15 protein-coding genes are annotated in these 18,402 nt (G+C 63.3%); 6 read left to right on the top strand and 9 right to left on the bottom strand.

From position 1 onward, the window contains the following. Positions 1 to 19: 19 nt before the first annotated feature. Positions 20 to 1,084, top strand: coding sequence for a sugar ABC transporter substrate-binding protein (locus L2I46_RS14080; RefSeq protein ID WP_032455089.1), 1,065 nt, complete (start codon positions 20 to 22; stop codon positions 1,082 to 1,084). 117 nt (positions 1,085 to 1,201) lie between these two features. Further along, positions 1,202 to 2,443, top strand: a complete 1,242-nt coding sequence (locus L2I46_RS14075; RefSeq protein ID WP_044521566.1) for an LVIVD repeat-containing protein — start codon at positions 1,202 to 1,204, stop codon at positions 2,441 to 2,443. 462 nt (positions 2,444 to 2,905) lie between these two features. Here the strand turns inward: L2I46_RS14075 and mtnK are convergent, their stop codons facing one another. After that, on the bottom strand, positions 2,906 to 4,105 hold the full coding sequence (gene mtnK / locus L2I46_RS14070) for an S-methyl-5-thioribose kinase (protein WP_023288798.1): 1,200 nt from the start codon (positions 4,103 to 4,105) through the stop codon (positions 2,906 to 2,908). Between the two features lie 101 nt (positions 4,106 to 4,206). Between mtnK and mtnA the strand changes: the two genes are divergently transcribed. Continuing rightward, a complete protein-coding gene (gene mtnA / locus L2I46_RS14065) occupies positions 4,207 to 5,235 on the top strand; it encodes an S-methyl-5-thioribose-1-phosphate isomerase (protein WP_117132646.1) in 1,029 nt (342 codons plus the stop codon). A gap of 59 nt (positions 5,236 to 5,294) precedes the next feature. On the opposite strand, the gene L2I46_RS14060 is transcribed toward mtnA, so the two are convergent. From L2I46_RS14060 to codB, 7 genes are all read right to left on the bottom strand, one after another. Continuing rightward, positions 5,295 to 6,563 carry a histidine phosphatase family protein gene (locus L2I46_RS14060; protein WP_060589611.1) on the bottom strand — a complete coding sequence of 423 codons (1,269 nt, stop codon included), beginning with the start codon at positions 6,561 to 6,563 and terminating at the stop codon, positions 5,295 to 5,297. A gap of 26 nt (positions 6,564 to 6,589) precedes the next feature. Then, positions 6,590 to 7,948, bottom strand: a complete 1,359-nt coding sequence (locus L2I46_RS14055) for an MFS transporter (protein WP_044521583.1) — start codon at positions 7,946 to 7,948, stop codon at positions 6,590 to 6,592. Positions 7,949 to 8,058: 110 nt separating this feature from the next. Next, the gene (locus L2I46_RS14050) at positions 8,059 to 8,868 is read right to left on the bottom strand and encodes an inositol monophosphatase family protein (RefSeq protein ID WP_236947957.1); all 810 of its coding nucleotides are present in this window, start codon (positions 8,866 to 8,868) and stop codon (positions 8,059 to 8,061) included. A gap of 121 nt (positions 8,869 to 8,989) precedes the next feature. Next, positions 8,990 to 9,946: a LacI family DNA-binding transcriptional regulator gene (locus L2I46_RS14045; protein WP_181075131.1), complete on the bottom strand. Its 957-nt coding sequence runs from the start codon at positions 9,944 to 9,946 to the stop codon at positions 8,990 to 8,992. Positions 9,947 to 10,091: 145 nt separating this feature from the next. After that, positions 10,092 to 11,330: a cytosine deaminase gene (gene codA, locus L2I46_RS14040; protein WP_048297026.1), complete on the bottom strand. Its 1,239-nt coding sequence runs from the start codon at positions 11,328 to 11,330 to the stop codon at positions 10,092 to 10,094. Continuing rightward, on the bottom strand, positions 11,327 to 12,562 hold the full coding sequence (locus L2I46_RS14035) for a PucR family transcriptional regulator (protein ID WP_236947956.1): 1,236 nt from the start codon (positions 12,560 to 12,562) through the stop codon (positions 11,327 to 11,329). Before L2I46_RS14035 ends, codA begins: the two co-directional genes overlap by 4 nt. After that, positions 12,559 to 13,821 carry a cytosine permease gene (codB, locus tag L2I46_RS14030; RefSeq protein ID WP_032455098.1) on the bottom strand — a complete coding sequence of 421 codons (1,263 nt, stop codon included), beginning with the start codon at positions 13,819 to 13,821 and terminating at the stop codon, positions 12,559 to 12,561. Before codB ends, L2I46_RS14035 begins: the two co-directional genes overlap by 4 nt. 452 nt (positions 13,822 to 14,273) lie before the next feature. On the opposite strand from codB, the gene L2I46_RS14025 reads away from it, so the two are divergent. From L2I46_RS14025 to L2I46_RS14015, 3 genes are read left to right on the top strand one after another with little or no spacing between them, the layout of a single operon-like run. After that, the gene (locus tag L2I46_RS14025; RefSeq protein WP_085551145.1) at positions 14,274 to 14,882 is read left to right on the top strand and encodes a methylthioribulose 1-phosphate dehydratase; all 609 of its coding nucleotides are present in this window, start codon (positions 14,274 to 14,276) and stop codon (positions 14,880 to 14,882) included. 12 nt (positions 14,883 to 14,894) lie between these two features. After that, positions 14,895 to 16,391, top strand: coding sequence for an FGGY-family carbohydrate kinase (locus L2I46_RS14020; protein ID WP_048297029.1), 1,497 nt, complete (start codon positions 14,895 to 14,897; stop codon positions 16,389 to 16,391). Next, the gene (locus L2I46_RS14015) at positions 16,388 to 17,416 is read left to right on the top strand and encodes a 2-hydroxyacid dehydrogenase (protein ID WP_023288808.1); all 1,029 of its coding nucleotides are present in this window, start codon (positions 16,388 to 16,390) and stop codon (positions 17,414 to 17,416) included. Before L2I46_RS14020 ends, L2I46_RS14015 begins: the two co-directional genes overlap by 4 nt. A 41-nt stretch (positions 17,417 to 17,457) precedes the next feature. Here L2I46_RS14015 and L2I46_RS14010 read toward each other — a convergent pair whose 3' ends face one another. After that, positions 17,458 to 18,399: a carbohydrate kinase family protein gene (locus tag L2I46_RS14010; RefSeq protein WP_102002755.1), complete on the bottom strand. Its 942-nt coding sequence runs from the start codon at positions 18,397 to 18,399 to the stop codon at positions 17,458 to 17,460. Positions 18,400 to 18,402: the final 3 nt, after the last annotated feature.

Below are 18,402 nucleotides of genomic sequence, written 5' to 3'. Positions count from 1 at the left end.
ATTTTACAGGGTAAACCGCATGAAAAAGATCGCACTCTCTCTCATTACGCTGGGTCTGCTGCAGTCGACGGCGGCGCTGGCCACCGCCCCGACGCCGGTGCCGGCGGCCATTGCCGAACACAATGGCCCGATCCGCATTGCAGTGATCCGCAACCTGGGGTCTGACGATAACACCACCCAGTTTGTCGCCGGGGCGCTGCAGGAAGGCAAAAAGCTCGGTTTCAAAATCAGCACTTTCCTGAGCAACGGCGATGACGCCAAATTCCAGGACTTCGTCAACCAGGCGATCAGCCAGAAATACGACGGCATTATTCTCTCCCAGGGGCGTGACCCCTATTCGACGGCCCTGGTGAAGAAGGCGGTGGACGCCGGGATCAAAGTGGCGGTGTTCGATACCGCGGTGAGCGGCGAGATCCCCGGCGTGACGGTCAGCCAGCAGGATGACGCCTCACTGACCGATCTCTCCTTTGGCCAGCTGGTGAAAGACTTCAACGGCAAAGCCAACATCGTCAAGCTGTGGGTGGCGGGTTTCCCGCCAATGGAGCGCCGTCAGGCGGCTTACCAGACGCTGCTGAAGCAAAATCCGGGGATTAAAGAGCTGGAGTCGATCGGCGCCGTTTCGTCCGATGTGCAGGGCGACACTGCCAACAAGGTGGGGGCGATCCTCGCCAAATATCCGAAAGGGAAAATCGACGCTATCTGGGGCACCTGGGATGCCTTTAGCCAGGGGGCCTATAAGGCGCTGAAAGAGAACGGCCGCACCGAGATCAAACTCTACAGTATTGATATTTCCAACCAGGATCTGCAGCTGATGCGCGAAGCCGGCAGCCCGTGGAAGGTGAGCGTGGCGGTGGATCCGAAGCTTATCGGCGCGACCAACGTGCGGCTGATCGCCAATAAGATCGCCGGCGAGCCGACGCCGGCCACCTACGACTTCAAGGCGGCGGCGATCCCGCAGGCGCTGCTGGCGGCCCAGCCGGGGGCGGTGAACGTGGCCACGCTGGGGAAAATCATTCCGGGCTGGGGCCAGACGGAAGACTTTATCGCGCCGTGGTTTGCGACGCTGGAAGCGAAAAACAAATAAAACGAAGCCGGGTGGCGGCGGGGGCGGCCTGTTGCCCTTTCCCACAGGGAGAGGGGGAAAACCAACAGCGCCCGTAGGCCCGGTAAGCGCAGCGCCACCGGGCGAAAGGAATTCCCTATGTCAGCATTACCTTCCCCAGAATACAGCCGCAATATGCGGCTGATCGGCCATAGCGACCAGGGCGGTCGTCCGGACGGCGTCCAGCTGATGGTGCATCGCGGATTCGCCTATATTGGCCATATGGTGTCGCAGGGTTTTTCCGTGGTCGATGTTCGCGATCCGACCCGGCCCACCACGGTCAACTATATTGCCGCGCCGCCGGGCACCTGGAACGTGCACCTCCAGGCGCATGACGATCTGCTGCTGGTGATCAACGCCCGGGATCTGTTTGCCGATGCCCGTTTTGCCGATGAGAAGGTGTACTACACCCGCTCGGTGGGTGACACGGTCAGCGATGTGCAGGACAAAGGCTGGAGCGCCGGGCTGCGCGTGTTTGATATCTCCACGCCGGATAAGCCGCGTGAAATTGGCTTTCTGTCGCTGAGCGGTATCGGCATTCACCGCATCTGGTACGTCGGCGGCCGCTGGGCGTATGTGTCCGCGCTGATCGACGGTTTTACCGACTACATCTTCCTGACCATCGATCTGGCCGATCCGCGTAAACCGCAGGTTGCCGGGCGCTGGTGGTTGCCGGGGATGCACCAGGCGGGCGGTGAAACACCGGACTGGCCGCAGGGTAAACGCTATGCGCTGCACCACGCCATTATTGCCGGGGATACCGCCTACGGCAGCTGGCGCGACGGCGGCCTGACGCTGCTGGATGTCAAAGACCGTACCCAGCCGACGCTGATCAGCCATCGCAACTGGAGCCCGCCGTTCGGCGGCGGAACGCATACCGCGCTGCCGCTGCCGGATCGCGATCTGCTGGTGGTGCTGGATGAAGCGGTGCTCGACAATCAGGAGGACGGCGAGAAGCTGATCTGGCTGTTTGATATTCGCGAGCCGGCGAACCCGGTGAGTATCTCAACTTTCCCACAGCCTGACGAAATCGACTATGCGGCGAAAGGGGCGCACTTCGGTCCGCATAACCTGCATGAGAACCGGCCGGGGAGCTTTGTCAGCTCAACGCTTATCTTCGCCACCTATCAGAATGCCGGCGTGCGGGCGTACGATATTTCCAACCCGTATCGTCCGCTGGAGACCGGGGCGCTGGTGCCGGCTGCTCCTGAGAGGATGATGGATACCCGTCCCGGCCGCCCGCGGGTGATCCAGTCCTGCGATGTGTTTGTCGATGCGCAGGGCATTATCTACAGCACCGATTACAACGGCGGGCTGTCGGTGATTGAGTATCTGGGGTGAGGACAAGGTCAACGCAAAAAGGCAATGACAATTGCCTTTTTCTGGCTGATGACAAACCTGTTTCGTTATTGTGCTCGCATGTCTGCCGGGTGGCGGCTTTCGCCTTACCCGGCCTACGAAAGACTGCAATATCAAACCGTCATGCGGTTATCTGTAGGCCCGCGCAAGCGCAGCGCCGCCGGGCAATCCCAGAAGATTGCACTTTTTAGGCTTTGCTCCCTCTCCCTGTGGCAGAGGGCCGGGATGAGGGCAAGGTCAACGCAAAATTGTGCTCGCATGTCTGCCGGGTGGCGGCTTTCGCCTTACCCGGCCTGCGAAAGACTGCAATATCAAACCGTTATGCGGTTATCTGTAGGCCCGCGCAAGCGCAGCGCCGCCGGGCAATCCCAGAAGATTGCACTTTTTTAGGGTTTGCTCCCTCTCCCTGGGGGAGAGGGCTGGGGTGAGGGCAACAGGCCGCGCTCAGCTGTACTGGCGCACCCGCGCCAGCAGCTCGTCGACGCTGTCGATACGCTCGGCCAATACGATCAGCGCTTTGCCCAGGGTAATGGCGTGGCGCAGGCACTCATGCCGCATAGCGTCATCCTGGATAGTGTCGATATCCGCGACGTGCGACAGCCCGACGCTGCGGCGGATCAGTTCGCTGCCGCAGAAGCCGACCGCGTCCGCCCAGACCTTTTTCAGAAAGGCGGAGGCGTAGCCGGGGTAAGCCAGCGCCGCGTCGCGGGTTTTCTCCGCCGCCAGCGCCTGGAAGCGCTCGGCAAAGGTGGTCCACAGCTGGTGGATGTCGTTCAGCCGCTGCTCGCGCGCGGCGGCGGCGTCGCGAATGCCGAGCTGGCCCGGCAGGCCGCAGTAGTTCAGCAGCAGGTTGCCGATGGCGGTGCCGATATCGAAGCCGATGGGGCCGAAGTAGCCGAACTCGGCGTCGATGGCCTTCAGGCTGCCTTCGGCAACGAAAATCGACCCGCTGTGGATATCGCCGTGCAGCAGCGCTTCCGCATGGGCAAAGAAACGGTGCTTCAGCGCCGCCACCGCTAGCTTAAGCTGGGCGTCGTCGCGCAGGGCGGCGACATCGGCCTCCAGCTCCGCCGGGTAGTTATTGCGCGCGTGGATCTGATACGGGTCGTTAAAGAACAGATCCTCGGTGATCTCGCACATCGCCGGGTTAATAAACTGCGCCACCTGCGCCTTTTTCTCGTGGGGATGGAGATAGAAATCGCTGGTATGAAACAGCACCTGTGCCAGATAGTCGCCAAGCTGGCGGGCCGCCTGAGGGTAGTAGACGTTAGCGATAAGCTCCCCGCGCCAGATGCGGTGGTCAGAAAGATCTTCCATCACCATCACCGCCAGTTCGGGATCAAAGTGATGGATTTTTACCGTGTGCTGCGGGCTGTGCTGATAGTGGGCGACCAGGGTCTGCGCTTCCAGACGGGCGCGGTCAAGGGTCAGCGGCCAGGATTCGCCGACGCAGCGCACGTAGGGCAGGGCCTGTTTGACGATCGCCCGGCTGACGCCCTGGCGATCGAACACTTTAAACACCAGATTGAGGTTGCCATCGCCCACTTCCTGCGCGCTGACCAGCTCAGATGGGTTGTCGATGCCGGCGAACTGCTGCGCGTAAGCCACGGCGTCGTGGGCGGTGAAGGTATGGTATTGCGACATTGCCTCGATCCTCGAATTCTGATTAAGCCGTTCAGACGTCTATACTTCTGGATTTCATCCTGACACAATGTGATACAACAACGCAACAGGGATTTAACGACATGCAGACATTACAGACCACCAGCCTGCGGGTGAGTGAAAATCAGCTTTTTATTCTCGACCAGCAGGCCTTGCCACAGGAAAAACGCTGGCTGGCGGCGGATAACGTTGCGCTGCTGGTGGACCATATTCACGCCCTGCGGGTGCGCGGCGCGCCGTTGATTGGCCTGTCCGCCAGCCTGCTGCTGGCCCTGCTGGCCCAGCGCGGCCTGAGCCGGGATGAACTCCAGCAGGCGCTGGAGACGCTGCGCGCGGCGCGGCCGACGGCGGTCAACCTGATGAATAATCTGGATCGCATGAAGCAGGCGCTGGCCCGGGAGGATTACCCGCAGGCGCTGGAAGCGGAAGCCCTGCGTCTGGTCGAAGAAGATAAACAGCTGTGCGACCGCATCGCTGAGGCGGGCAGTGCGCTGGTGAAGCCCGGTAGCCGTCTGCTGACCCACTGCAACACCGGTGGCCTGGCGACCGCCGGGGTGGGGACCGCCCTGGGCGTTATCGCGCTGGCGCACCGGCAGGGAAAGGTGGCCAGCGTGTGGGTCGATGAAACCCGGCCGCTGCTGCAGGGCGGACGTTTAACCGCGTGGGAGCTGGGCGAGCTGGGCGTGCCCTATCAGCTGATCACCGATTCAATGGCCGCCAGCCTGATGGCGCAGGGGCAGGTGGATGCGGTGTGGGTCGGCGCCGACCGTATCGCCGCCAACGGCGATGTGGCGAATAAAATCGGCACCTATTCGCTGGCGGTTTTGGCCCATTACCACCAGATCCCGTTCTACGTCGCTGCGCCGCAGACGACCCTCGATCGCCATTGCCCGAACGGGGCGGCCATCCCCATTGAGCAGCGCACCGCGGCGGAAGTGACCGGGGTGGCGGGCAGCTTTGGCGCGGTACAATGGGCGCCGACCGGGGCCGCCGTTTACAATCCGGCGTTCGACGTCACGCCTGCCGGGCTGATTAGCGGCTGGGTGCTGGACAGCGGGGTGGTCACCCCGGCGCAAGTTGCCGCCGGGGCGTTTGCGCCGGACCACGGATAGCGGACCCTGTGCCGGGCCTGGAGAAAACGGTTTCCCGGGCCCGGGCAATCGCCTGGCCGCTACGGCAGGACCATCGCTACCGCCGGGGCGGAGGGCTGGTCGATACGCTGACCCAGCGCAGTGATAGCCGCCTGGAAGGGACACAGCGTACCGACGTCGGTCTGACGGCAGCCCGGCTGACGCCACTCCTGACGCAGCATCGGGTGCTGCGCGTCCGGCGTCTGCAGACGACGCAGGTCGTCGAGGCCTTGCGCCTGGAAATAGACCCGCAGATAGCGTTCCCCGCTCTTCGCGTCGCGCCAGCGCTCCAGCACCAGGCTACTGCCCGGCGGGATATTTCCCCGGCTGTAGCCCGGCAGCTGCCAGCTAAAGTTCATCAGCGTGCGCACCATGGCGATATTGGTGTCATGGGCCACCAGCAGCAGCCAGCGTACGTTCGGATTCGCCTCTGGTTTGACGCCGTCGAGCATGGCGTTGAGCAGCACCGACCCGCGTTTTTGCGCGGTATACAGCACGTCGTTGCTCAGATCGTAGTTTTCCGTTAACAGCGGCAGCAGGGCGGTGATCTGACTGGCCTGGGCGATCTTGCCCCACGCCAGCTGGCTGAGAGGCAGGTTTTCACTCCAGCCGAGACGCAGCGTCTCCACCATATTGGCCATCACGCTCAGTCCGCTAATGGTGGTTTTCCCGCTTTTGCTCTGCTCGACCTGCCACGGGGTGTCGAAGACCGGGCAGGGCTTATCGGCCTGACAAACCGCCTGTTTCAAAAGCTGGATGGCCGGCGCCAGCGCCTGCCGACGCTGCGCCAGATCCCCGGCCTTCTCTTTTACTGCCGCCAGCTGGCGGGCGGGGTCGGTTTGCGTGGCGGCGAATTTGTCGGTCTGAAACAGCGGATCGGCGTCCCCGCTGACGTAATGGATAGCGACGCCGCAGCCGGGGAAGGCGCCATCCACCAGCGCCTGGGCGGTCGCCCGCGTCCGCTGCAGCGGGCTGGCGCGCACGTAAATCGACTCCGCCGTCGGGCATCCCGCCTGCAGCAGGCCAAGCTGGCGATAGTGCTGGCCTTCCTCACGCCCTTTATTGACCACGGCGGCATAGCCATGACCGGTGAGCTCGCCGTCATGGGTGGTCCACTCGGTCCACGGTCGTCCGGTGGCGGCCTCGATGGCTTCCCGGTTGCCGGCCGTCGGCGGACGAATCCCGTGGCGGCTAAGCTCCACCACTTTCTCCAGCTGCCAGTCCGCGGCGGCGGCAGATTGCAGCGCCAGCAGCGGCAGCGCGCAGGCGATAAACAGGCGTAACAGCCCCTGATGTCTTGCAGGCATCATATCTTCTTCCTTAATTCGTTAATCGGTTATGAGGAGAACGAGGTCTGCCGTTCGACGGCATGGCGCCGGGCGACGATGGCGGCAGTGGTAAAACAGAGTAGCGCGGAACCCAGACCGGTACCCACCCAGAACAGCGCCAACGTGCTGAAATCATACAGCGTTTTGCCGTTCTCAAGGATAGCCGTTTTATCAATAATGATCCCGGTGAGAAACTCGCCCAGGCCGGCGCCGGCGTAGCTGGCGATGCCGATGGTGCCGAGCGCGGCCCCCGCCGCTTTGCGCGAGGAGATATCGACGGCGATCAGCCCGCCGAGGAAGCAGGTCAGAGCGCCAATGGTTGCCCCGAAGATAATCATCGCCAGAATATCAGTGTAATAACTGTGCGGCGACCAGAGCATCAGGGCGAAGCCGGCGGTGTTCAGCAGGCTGATAAACCCGGCCATCACGCTGCGGTTGCGCGGGAAAAAGCGGTCGGAGAGCATGCCGGCGATGATGGTCCCGGCGATGCCGGCGATGGCGTTGACGCCGATAATCCCGGAGGCCTCCAGCGTGGAATAGGCTTTATCCTGCTCCAGAAAGAAGATCCCCCAGGAGTTGACGGCGTAGCGGTCGATGTACATAAAGGCGGAGGCGAGGGCGAGGGTCCACAGCGCCGGGTTGCGCAGCGCCAGCAACTGGTTTTTAAACACCGAGCCGCGGGCTTCGGCCTCTTCCTGCGGTTCATCGCGGATGACGTTGATGGACGGGAAGCCGCTGCTCTGCGGCGAATCGTGCATGAACAGCACCAGCAGCACCACGCCGGCGGCGCCGAGCGCGGCGGTGGACAGGTAGCCCATCTGCCAGCCAAACCCGGCGATCACCGCGGCGATCACCATATAGGTGACGGCCTCGCCGATATTATGCGCCGTCGACCAGATGCCATAGAAGGTGCCGCGCTCCTTAACGCCGTACCAGCGCGCCAGCGAGACCGCGCAGGGGCCGACGCCCATCGACTGCGCCCAGCCGTTGATCCCCCAGAAGATGGCCAGCAGCAGGGCGTTGGTGGTCATCCCCATCATCAGGTTCATCCCGGCGCTGAGCAATAAACCGAGGCTCATATAGCGCACCACGTTGGCGTGATCGGCGATAAAGCCGTTGACCAGTTTGCCGATGGCGTAGCTGAAGAACAGGGTGGAGCCGATCATGCCGAGCTCCGTCGGGGTGATCCCCAGCTCCACCAGCGCGCTTTTGGCGACGGTGAACGATAACCGGCAGACGTAAAAGGTGACGTAGGCCAGGGTCATGGCGATAAAGGTTTGCCAGCGCACCCGGCGAAAACGGTGTTCATCAAACGCGGCGCCCGCTTTCGGCGGCGACGCCCGGAAAAAAGCGATAATTCCAGACATAGGTGGTTCTCCGCAGGTCGGAGGCCTGACTGATTGATGTGGTTCGTCCGTGAATGAAGTTATCGTTACTGTGTAGAGTACATAATCAGAAATAGCCTGACCCGTAAGGGTTAATGTAATGGTTGTAGGATCATCTTTTTCAGCTGCGGGTAGAGCGTCTGGCTGGCCAGCAGCAGCGGGTTGCCGCGCTGGATCCCCTCCTGCGCCAGAAAATCGTTGCTGGCGCCGCCCGCTTCGCGCATCAGCACCAGCCCCGGCAGGGCGTCCCATGGGTTCATGTGCGGCTCGTAGTAGCCAATCAACCGGCCTGCCGCCGCCCAGGCGCTCATCAGCGCGCCGGAGCCGTTGCGGACAAACATGCCGCCGTCGCTGAGCAGCGCCTGCAGAAACGGCAGAAAGTCCGCCGGGGTGACGCGATGCGAGGTGCCGACGCCCATCACCCCCTCCCTGACCATCGTCGCGGGGTGCGGACGGATCGGGGCGTCGTTGAGCCAGGCGCCATGGCCCCGCAGGGCGTGAAACAGCTCGCGATGGTTGGGGTCATAGACCACGCCGATGACCGGTTCGCCGTCGGCGACGATCGCCAGCGACAGGCACCAGGTGTGCAGGCCGTTGAGGAAACAGCTGGTGCCATCGATGGGGTCGACCACCCACAGCACCCGCGCGTCGGACAGGCGGGCGCCGCTCTCTTCGCCGAGAAAGCCATCCTCCGGAAACGCGCTCTGAATGCGCTGTTTCACAAAGGCCTCCACCCGCTTATCGGCCACGCTGACCACATCCTGCAGATCGTCGCCCTTATGGTCGACGGTCAGCGCTTCGCGTTGTTGATAGTATTCAAACGCCAGCTCAGCCCCCGCTTTCGCCAGCTCGCAGGCCAGGCGGTAGCGGGCCTGTAGCGCTTCTGATTCCTGAGATTGCATAGTGACTCCCTATTTTGCACACGTGTGCATTTTGCGTGAAAAAAACAGCCCCGAAGGGCCGAATGAGTGTGGCCGGGTTTCACAGAAGATTCTGTGATCGATCCAGCATAAAATGATTTTTTCATTTCGCACTTTGACGAATAATTAGTTTCACCGGCACTTCGCGATGGCGCGAGGGCAGGCTGAAGCGGGCGATCCGCGTCATCAACAGATCCACCGCGTGGTGGGCCAGCAGGGCGGTATTCTGTTGAACGGTGGTGAGCTGATAGGGGTGCCAGTCCGCCTGCGGGATATCGTCAAAGCCGACGATGGCCGGTAGCGGGGCGGCGGCGGGGGCGTCCCGCAGGCCGTCCAGGGCGCCCAGCGCCAGCATATCGGTGGCGCAGAACAGGGCCTGCACCCCGGGGTTTTCAGCAACTAATTCTCTGGCGGCCTGGTGGCCGGCCTGATAACCGCCGCCGTCGCAAAAGCGGCTGGTCACCGTCATGCCCGACGTCTGAGCGATAAAAGCGTCATAACGCTGGCGGGTGCTGAAGTTCTCGCGATTTTCGCCAATAAAGCCAACCTGCCGCCAGCCTCGACGACTGAACAAGCCCGCCACCAGCTTCGCCCCCTGGGCGTTATCGCTGCACACCCGGTCGCAGCCGGCGAGGTCCGCATGACGGTTGATCAGGGTGACGGGGATCTTGCGCGCCAGGTACTCTTCCGCCAGCGACAGCGGCGGCGCGCCGGAGGTGATGATCACGCCGGCGACGTGGTAGCTCAGCAGCTGTTTAAGCGAAGGGGCGAGCTGCTGCGGATCGTCAGCGTTCATCAGCAGCGGCATAAAGCCGTTGAGCGCCAACTGATGGACCAGCGGCGCCAGCAGTTTGCTGCGAAACGGGTTGTCGAAACCGGCGGTGACGATGCCGATAAAATTACTGCTGCCGGTGATCATCGTCCGGGCGATGATATTCACCTGATAGCCCAGAGCTTCCGCGGCGCTCAGCACCTTCTGCCGGGTCTTCTCCGACACCGAGGCGCCGGGGGTGAAGGTCCGGGAGACCGCCGAGCGCGAGACGCCGGCCAGTCTGGCCACATCCTCGGCCTTAATCCATTTTTTATCGCTCATCGTCGTTTCGCGCCGTCTGTTTTCCAGGAAGCCGACGCCCGGGCGGGCGTCGGTCACGCACACTGCCTGAAAAGGTATCACAGAAAGGCGCCGACGCGCAGCGCCTTGCGCCTTATGCCGGGTAGCGGATGTGCTCCACCTCACGCTGTAAAATCACCTTACCGTGGCGAATGGAGGTTAGCACCCGCGCCTGGCGGCGGACGGCCTCGTAGTCGTTTTCCGCATCGAGGATCAGCAGGTTAGCCGGGCGGCCTTCGGCGAGGCCGTAGTTATCGCCCAGACAGAGCGCCCGGGCGCTGTTGTCGGTGACGAAGTCGAGGCAGCGCTGCAGATCGTCATAGCCCAGCATATGGCAGATGTGCAGTCCGGCATCCAGAATGCGCAGGATATTGCCGTTCCCCAGCGGATACCACGGATCCTGAATCGAGTCCTGAGCAAAGCAGACGTTGATGCCGGCGCGATCCAGCTCCGCCACCCGTGTGACGCCGCGCCGTTTCGGCCAGCTGTCAAACCGGCCCTGCAGATGAATGCTTTCGGTCGGGCAGGAGATAAAGTTGATCCCCGAGGCTTTCAGCAGGCGAAACAGCTTCGAACAGTAGGCGTTGTCATAAGAGCCCATCGCGCAGGTGTGGCTGGCGGTGACCTGCGCCCCCATACCGCGCACCCGGGCCTCTTCCGCCAGCACTTCGAGGAAACGCGACTGCGGATCGTCGATTTCATCGCAGTGGACATCCACCAGGCGGCCATAGCGCTGGGCGAGGTCCATCAAAAACATCACCGAACTGACCCCTTTGTCGCGGGTGTTTTCATAGTGCGGAATGCCGCCCACCACGTCGGCGCCCATCTCGATGGCGCGCGTCATCAGCCCCCGACCGTCGGGGTAGGATTCAATCCCCTCCTGCGGAAAGGCGACAATCTGCAGATCGATGAGATCGGCGGCCTCTTTTTTCACCGCCAGCAGCGCCTGCAGGGCCGACAGCGACGGGTCGGTGACATCCACATGGGTCCGGACGTGCTGGACGCCGAAATCGCGCAGCATGCCGATGGTTTTCAGCGCCCGCTGGCGGGTGTCCTCTGGGGTGATGCTCGCTTTGCGCTGGCTCCAGCGGGTGATGCCTTCAAACAGGGTGCCGCTGCGGTTCCACTCCGGCTCGCCCGCGGTGAGGGTGGCGTCAAGATGAATATGCGGCTCGACGAAGGGGGGGATCGCCAGCCGGCCCTGGGCGTCGATATCGCCGGCGTCGGCGGTCTGCATCGCGGTTTGGGCGGTCATGCGCTGAATCAGGCCGTCCTGCAGCTCAAGGGTAAACAGCGCCTCCTGGCGGCGCAGGCGGGCGTTAACAATTTTCATGGTTGGTCCTGTAAATGGTTTTGCGATAAACGCCAGATCACCAGCGCGACCGAGGCGTTGAGATGAAACTGAGGGTGGCTGACCGGGTAGCCGGTCAGTTTTTCAATACGCTGGATGCGCTGATGCAAGGTGTTGCGATGGAGACCCAGCCGGTCGGCGGCCCGCACCACGTTGCCGTTCTCCTGCTGCAGCGTCTCGAGGGTCTCCAGCAGCAGCCACGGCGCTTTACGGCCCGGCTCGATCAGGCAGCCCAGGGTGTCGTGCATAAAATCGTTGAGCAGCGCCGGGTCGCTGACCGCGGACAGCAGTTTGATAAACCCCAGCTGCTGATAGTCGCTGATCCGCTGGGTCGGCCGCAGGGTATCGCAAAGATCCAGCGCCTGTCGCGCCTGCGACAGCGCCCGCGGGTAGCCCTGCAGCTGTCTGACCGGCGCGGAAAGGCCGCAGAGCAGCGACAAACTCTCTTCTCCCTCCGCCAGCGTCTGCAGCCACTGCTGCAGCCACTTTTTCTGCTGAAAGCCTTCCCCCTCCTCATCCGGCAGCAGGAAAAGGAACATGTTGCTGCGCTCCAACAGCGGGAAGGGGTTGCCCTGCTGGTTGAGCTGCAGCTGCAGCTGCTGGCGCACGCTGCGGTGGGCCTGCTGCAGCCAGGCTTCGGCCTGTTCGGGCGGAAACTGGCGAAACAGGCGGGACAGTCCCTCCAGGCGCAGCGCCGCCAGCCGCAGCGGGCGGGTAAAATCGAGCTGCTGGTGGAGGGCGCGCTGGTGGAGCATCTGCAGGTCCGGATAGTCGCCGGTGACCAGTTGCATCAGGATGTCGCGCTGCGACTGCAGGGCGCTTTCGCTGCGGACCAGCGCGGTGCCGACCCGCTCGGTGACAATCACCATCTTCAGCAGGTAGGGCTGCTCGATCAGCGGAATGCCCAGCTCGTCGGCAAGGGCGATCAGCGTGGCGGGAATGGCGTGGATATAGGCCTCGCCGGTGAGGATCACCATCCCGGCGATGCCGCGCTGTTTGCCCTCCATCAGCAGCTGGCTCAGGTTGGCTTCATCCCGGGGATGGTTGATGCCAGTGATAAAGACCAGCTCGCCGCCCATGATCCACTCGGCGATATGCTCATTTTCCGCCACGTAGTACCAGCGTACCGCCCGCTGCAGCCCTTGCTTTCCCGCCCGCAGACGCAGGGCGGAGAGTCCCTCAAGGGCCAGCAGTTCGCTGACCGTCAGGCTCATGGCTCCTGCTCCGCGACGGCGGCAGGCTGACGCTTGCTTAGCAGGGTCAGGGCGATATAGACCAGCGCGGAGACGGTGATCCCCACCAGCGGCGCGATCCACGGCGACAGATAAGCCACCACCGCGCCGGCGGCGTAGGCGCCGAGTCCCAGCCAGTTAAAACGCGGCAGGCGGGCGTTCTGCAGCAGGGGATAGCGTCCGCCGCGGGCGAACCAGTAGTCGGCGAGGATCACCCCGCCGATGGGCGGGATAATGCTGCCCAGCAGCACGAGGAACGGGATCAGCATTTCGTACATACCGCCAATGGCCAGCACAATGCCCACCCCGGCGGCGGCGAGGGTCAGCGTGCGGCGACGTTCGCTGCGCAGCAGATGGCAGGCGGCGGCGGAGACGTTATAGATGGTGGGGCCCTGGATGGTCAGCAGATTGAGACACAGCATGATCACCGCGGCCACCGACAGCCCCTGCAGGATCAGCACTTCGACGATATCGGCCTGTTGATAGACGATAGCGCACCAGGCGCCGGCGACGATCATCAGCCCGTTGCCGACAAGGAAGCTGCCCATGCTGGCGAGAATGGCGGTACGGCTGGAGTTGGCCAGCCGGGTCCAGTTTGTCGCCTGGGTGGCGCCGCTGGCGAAGGTGCCAAAGACCATGGTGATGGCCGCCGACCAGGTCATGGCGTCGCCTGGCGCAATGCGGGTCATCGCCTGCCAGCCGCCGGCGTGGCGCAGCGCCAGATACATGGAGACCACCAGCAGCACGAACATCAGCGGCACCGACAGGCGCGACAGCGCGTCCAGCCCCTTGTAGCCCACCAGCGCGGTGACGCAGAACAGAATGCCAAACAGCACCATCAGCGGCAGGGTCAGCGCCTCGGGCAGGGCGAGGATCTTCACCAGCGAGATAGCGACCGTGGCCGTCCCCCACGCGTACCAGCCCAGCTCGGCAAAGCCAAGGATAAAATCGGCCAGCTTGCTGCCGATCTCGCCGAAGCAGAAGCGGCCCATCAGCACCGTATTGAGACCGCTGCGCGCGGCGATCCAGCCCAGCGATGCGGCATACAGGGCCAGCAAGGCGTTGCCGATGACGGCTATCCACAGCAGATTGACGATGGAAAAGGAGACGCCGAGTTTACCGCCGGCGAACATCGTGCCGGTGAAAAAGGTAAAGCTGAATAACACCATGGCGATGGAAAATACGCCTTTGCGTCCGGCGGCGGGCGCTTCGACGAGGGGAAAATCATTGCTGTTTGACATCCTGGAACCTCTGGCTGGTTAGATGGGCGGTGATAGCCGGAAGTAGCAAGAGATGTGCCAGGAAAAACCGGGCACGGGGAATAGCGAGCGGTGTGCAATATGCACAGTTATTGCAGGATGCAGGGGGAGTAATGCCATTTTAGTGTGCATCCTGCCATGTTTTGCACCAGTCGGGGGCAGAGGAGAGCGGCGACGGTATTCCCGGCGCAGGCGGAGAATTTCAGCCAGCAGAATCCGCCAGCGTTTTGGCGCCAGACAGGAGGGAATCGTAGCTGACTTACCGCGGTTGGTTAAATTGCTGTGAATAAAGGTTATTTAATATGCATTTATGATATAACCATTTGTCTTATGTGTGTTTCCTGAAATATTGTTCCCTCCGGTTAGCGGTGTTAGTATCGGGTAAATAGCCATTTAGACGGCTAAATAAATCATCGCTAACCTAAGGAACTGCTATGTGGCAAGAAAGACTCGCGCAACTGGTTACCACCTGTCATTGGATCGGCGCGAAAGGCTGGGCGCCGGCGACCGGCGGCAATATGTCGGTGCGTCAGGATGACACCTGGTGCTGGCTAAGCGAGTCGGGCCGCGACAAAGGCAGCCTGACGACCGAGGATTTCCTGCAGGTGGAGATCGCCACCAACCAGGCCCCTTCCGGACGGAAACCGTCGGCCGAGACCGGCCTGCACACGCTGGTCTATCGCCTGTTCCCGGAGGCCAACGTGGTGCTGCATGTGCATACCGTCAACGCCACCGTGCTGTCGCGCATCGAAAAAAGCAACACGCTGGCGCTGCAGGGGTATGAAATGCAGAAAACCCTCAGCGGGCAGCACAGCCATCTCGACACCGTTCCGGTCGCCATTTTCGATAACGATCAGGATATTGACGCCCTGGCGGCGCGGATTGCCGATTATGCGCAAACCCGCCCGCTGCGCTACGGCTTTCTGCTGCGCGGACATGGCCTGACCTGCTGGGGGAAAGATATTCAGGAGGCCCGCCGACAACTGGAAGGGCTGGAGTTCCTGTTCGAGTGCGAGCTGATGCGCCGCCGCTACGAGCCCTGAGCCGGAGCAGGTATGGATTTTTATCTTGGTATCGATATCGGCACCTCCCGGGTGAAAGCGGTGCTGTTTGATCAGCATTTCACCGCGCGCGCCAGCGCCGCGGAAAACACCTCCCCCCGCCTGTCGGCCAATGGCTACGCGGAACAGGATATGACCCAGCTGTGGCATTCGGTGCTGGCTATTCTGCGCCAGATTGCCCGCCACCCGGCGCTGCAGGCGGGGCGGCTGCGGGCCATCGGCCTCGCCGGGCAAGGGGAGGGAGTCTGGCTCAGCGATGAGCAGGGCGAACCGGTGGGCCCGGGGATCCTGTGGAGCGATACCCGCAGCCACGCGCTGATGAGCGACCTGCTGCGCCGGCCCGGCTTTGACCGGCGCTATTTCGCCGATACCGGCACCCACCTGCAGCCCTGCAATACCAGCCTGCAGCTGTACTGGCTGAAACAGTATCAGCCGGAGCGGCTGGCGGCCGCGCGCTATCTGTTTTTCGCCAAGGACTGGATCCGCTTTCGCCTGACCGGCGTGGCGGCGCTGGAGCTGACGGACGCCAGCAGCTCGTTACTCAATCAGCAGAGCGGCAGCTGGTCCTCGGTGGTGATGAACGAGATGGGGCTGGACGAACTGCTGCCGCTGTTTCCCCCGCTGCTGGCCCCGGATGCTCCGGCCGGCACGCTGAGCGACGCGGTGGCGGCGCTGACCGGGCTGCCCGCCGCGACGCCGGTGGCCGCCGGGGCGCTGGATGTCTGCAGCGCCGCGCTGGGCTGCGGCGCGGTCAACGAAGGGGACATCTACACGATCCTCGGCACCACCTGCTGCACCGGGATCGTCTGCCGCGGCCCGCAGACGGTGAACGAGGCGACGCGCTTTGTCACCCATACCGAAGCCGGACAGGTGATCTCGCTGTTTCCGATGCAGGCCGGTACGCCAAACATTGACTGGCTGCAGCAGCATATTTCGCTGGACGCCGATCTGGGCCGGCTGGAGCAGGCGATCGCGGACGTGGAGCCGGGCAGCGGCGGCGTCTTCTGGCAGCCCTACCTCAATGGCGAACGCGCGCCGTTTTACAGTCCCGACGCGCGGGCCGGCTTTATCGGCATTAGCCCGCACACCACCCGCGCCGAACTGCAGCGCGCGGTGTTTGAAGGCCTGGCCTTCGCCATTGTCGATGCGCTGCAGGGTTATCCGCAGGGCGGCGAGCTGTATCTGACCGGCGGCGGCGCCGCCTCGGCCACCTGGCTGCAGATTATCGCCGACTGTACCGGGCGCACGGTGGTCTCCAGCGCCTTTAACGAACTGAGCGCGCGCGGGGCGGCGATTCTGGCGGCCCGCAGCGTCGCTGCGCTGGCCGAGACGCCTCCGCTGGCGCAGACCCGCTATCAGCCGCGCCCTCAGGCGCATGCCCGCTATGCGGCGCTGTATCCCGTTTATCGCCTGCTGCGCGAGCAGATGCTGCCGGTATGGCAGGCCAGGCAGGCCGCTCTTCAACGTCTTTCTCAGGAAGTTCAACCATGAAAATCGTTTTTACCGCCGAGCATGCTGGCGACCTTAGCGCCTTCCACCAGCTGGGCGAACTGCTGGTAGAGGGATGGGCGCTGGGCAAACCGAAACTCAGCGCCGGCCAGCTGATTGAGCTGGCCCACGACGCCGAGGTGCTGGTGACCAGCTATGATGAAGTGACGGACGCGGTGATGGCCGCCTGTCCGCGCCTGCAGGTGATCGCCTGTACCCGCGCCAATCCGGTGAATATTGATACCCAGGCCGCGCAGGCGCGCGGCATCCGGGTGCTCTACACCCCGGGGCGCAATGCCGATGCCGCCGCGGAGCTGACGCTTGGCCTGATGCTCAGCCTGGCGCGCCACATTCCGCAATCCCATGCGGCGCTGAAGCGGGGGGAGTTCACGCAGGCTGATAATGCTGCCGCCGCCACCCAGCAGGGCCTGCGGCGCGATGTGGTCTGGGACGTGAGCCCGGAAAGCCCCTATGAAGTGTTTAAGGGCAGTGAACTGCGCAATAAAACGTTGGGGCTGGTGGGCTATGGCAACATTGGCCGCCGGGTGGCGCGTATCGCCCGGGCGTTCGGCATGGCGGTGCGGGTGGTGGATCCGTTCGTCGCCGCAGAGGATATTAATGAGCCAGGGCTACAGAAAACGACCCTCGAGGCGCTGTTCCGCGACGCGGATATCGTCAGCCTGCATCTGAGCAGCGGACCGCACAGCGACGGGCTGGTGAATGCGGCGCTGTTAAACAGCATGAAGCCCGGCGCGCTGCTGATCAATACCTCCCGCGCGGCGGTGGTCGACGAAGCGGCGCTGATTGATGCCCTGCGTCACGGCCCGCTGGGCGGCGCGGCGCTGGACGTGTATCACCGCGAACCGCTGTGGCGCGATCACCCTTTTGTCACCGAGTTCGATAACGTGATTATTACGCCGCATATCGCCGGGGCTACCCGGGAGAGTATCGCCAAACACACGGCGATGATTGCCGCCGATCTTCAGCGCTATGTCGCCGGAGAGCCGCTGCTGTACCAGTGGCGTTAAGCCGCTTGCGCCGCCGCGCCTGCGGCGGCGCGGGTCCAGAGTCAGGGGCGATGGGCCGCCATAAAAACCTGGGTCTGTTCCCAGTCCACCACCCCGGCATCCGATCCCATCCCGGTCGCCACCAGCGCGGCCACCGCCGAGGCGACGTCGCACGCCGCTTTCACGCTGAGTCCGCGCGCCAGCGCGGCTATAAACCCGCCGCAGTAGCTGTCGCCGCAGCCGGTGGTATCCACCGCCTCGACCGGCCACGGCGCAATATGCTCCAGCGCGCCATCGCGGCCGATAAGCCAGGAGCCGTTCTCGCCGTCTTTCAGAATGCAGGTGCCCACGCCCAGCGCAAAGAAAAAGCGGGCGATGGCCTCCGGCTGCGTCTCCCCGGAGAGAAAGGCGGCTTCCTCCAGGGAAGGCATGAAATAATCCACCGACGGCAGCAGGGGCCGCAGCAGTTCCAGAGTGTGTTCATTCGGGGCGATAAGATCAAAGCTGGTGGTGACCCCGCGCGCTTTGGCCGCCTGCAACAGCCGCGCGCTCTGTCCCTGGTCCATTGCCGCCAGCAGTCCGGTCCCACCGTGATGCAGGAAGCGACAGTCAAGGACGGCGTCAAATTCCGCCTCACTGACGAACAGGGCGTCAGACGCGCCCCGGCAGTGCAGGGCCGGACGTTCGCCGTTGGGGCGAATCGGCAGAATCGTCGCCGAGGTCTCCTTCAGCGCGGTGCGCTGGATAAGCGAGCAGTCGATGCCCAGCCGGGCATAGCTGGCGAGGATAAAGTCGGCTTTTTCATCTTCGCCCAGGCAGGCCACCGCTGCGGTGCGGATCCCGAGCTTCGCGGCGTTAATATTGGCCCCCGCGGCGGTGCCGGCGGGGTTGAGGCGAATTTGCTCAATAAAGGCGACGCCGCCGCGCGGCGGGATCGCCACCACCGGGCGCCCGGCGATATCCAGAATAGTCAGGCCGACAAACACGGCGTCAAAGGTTGCCATCGT

The organism is Klebsiella sp. 2019SCSN059 (genome assembly GCF_021739525.1).
Lineage (GTDB): Bacteria > Pseudomonadota > Gammaproteobacteria > Enterobacterales > Enterobacteriaceae > Klebsiella > Klebsiella quasipneumoniae.
The sequence above is the reverse complement of the archived record's forward strand: the minus strand, read 5'-3'. Positions and strand labels throughout refer to the sequence as shown.

Bases quoted from the DNA above. Each gene is read 5' to 3' on its own strand.
- L2I46_RS14080 (WP_032455089.1), top strand. From the start codon at position 20: ATGAAAAAGATCGCACTCTCTCTCATTACGCTGGGTCTGCTGCAGTCG.
- L2I46_RS14075 (WP_044521566.1), top strand. From the start codon at position 1,202: ATGTCAGCATTACCTTCCCCAGAATACAGCCGCAATATGCGGCTGATC.
- mtnK (WP_023288798.1), bottom strand. From the start codon at position 4,105: ATGTCGCAATACCATACCTTCACCGCCCACGACGCCGTGGCTTACGCG.
- mtnA (WP_117132646.1), top strand. From the start codon at position 4,207: ATGCAGACATTACAGACCACCAGCCTGCGGGTGAGTGAAAATCAGCTT.
- L2I46_RS14060 (WP_060589611.1), bottom strand. From the start codon at position 6,563: ATGATGCCTGCAAGACATCAGGGGCTGTTACGCCTGTTTATCGCCTGC.
- L2I46_RS14055 (WP_044521583.1), bottom strand. From the start codon at position 7,948: ATGTCTGGAATTATCGCTTTTTTCCGGGCGTCGCCGCCGAAAGCGGGC.
- L2I46_RS14050 (WP_236947957.1), bottom strand. From the start codon at position 8,868: ATGCAATCTCAGGAATCAGAAGCGCTACAGGCCCGCTACCGCCTGGCC.
- codA (WP_048297026.1), bottom strand. From the start codon at position 11,330: ATGAAAATTGTTAACGCCCGCCTGCGCCGCCAGGAGGCGCTGTTTACC.
- L2I46_RS14035 (WP_236947956.1), bottom strand. From the start codon at position 12,562: ATGAGCCTGACGGTCAGCGAACTGCTGGCCCTTGAGGGACTCTCCGCC.
- codB (WP_032455098.1), bottom strand. From the start codon at position 13,821: ATGTCAAACAGCAATGATTTTCCCCTCGTCGAAGCGCCCGCCGCCGGA.
- L2I46_RS14025 (WP_085551145.1), top strand. From the start codon at position 14,274: ATGTGGCAAGAAAGACTCGCGCAACTGGTTACCACCTGTCATTGGATC.
- L2I46_RS14020 (WP_048297029.1), top strand. From the start codon at position 14,895: ATGGATTTTTATCTTGGTATCGATATCGGCACCTCCCGGGTGAAAGCG.
- L2I46_RS14015 (WP_023288808.1), top strand. From the start codon at position 16,388: ATGAAAATCGTTTTTACCGCCGAGCATGCTGGCGACCTTAGCGCCTTC.
- L2I46_RS14010 (WP_102002755.1), bottom strand. From the start codon at position 18,399: ATGGCAACCTTTGACGCCGTGTTTGTCGGCCTGACTATTCTGGATATC.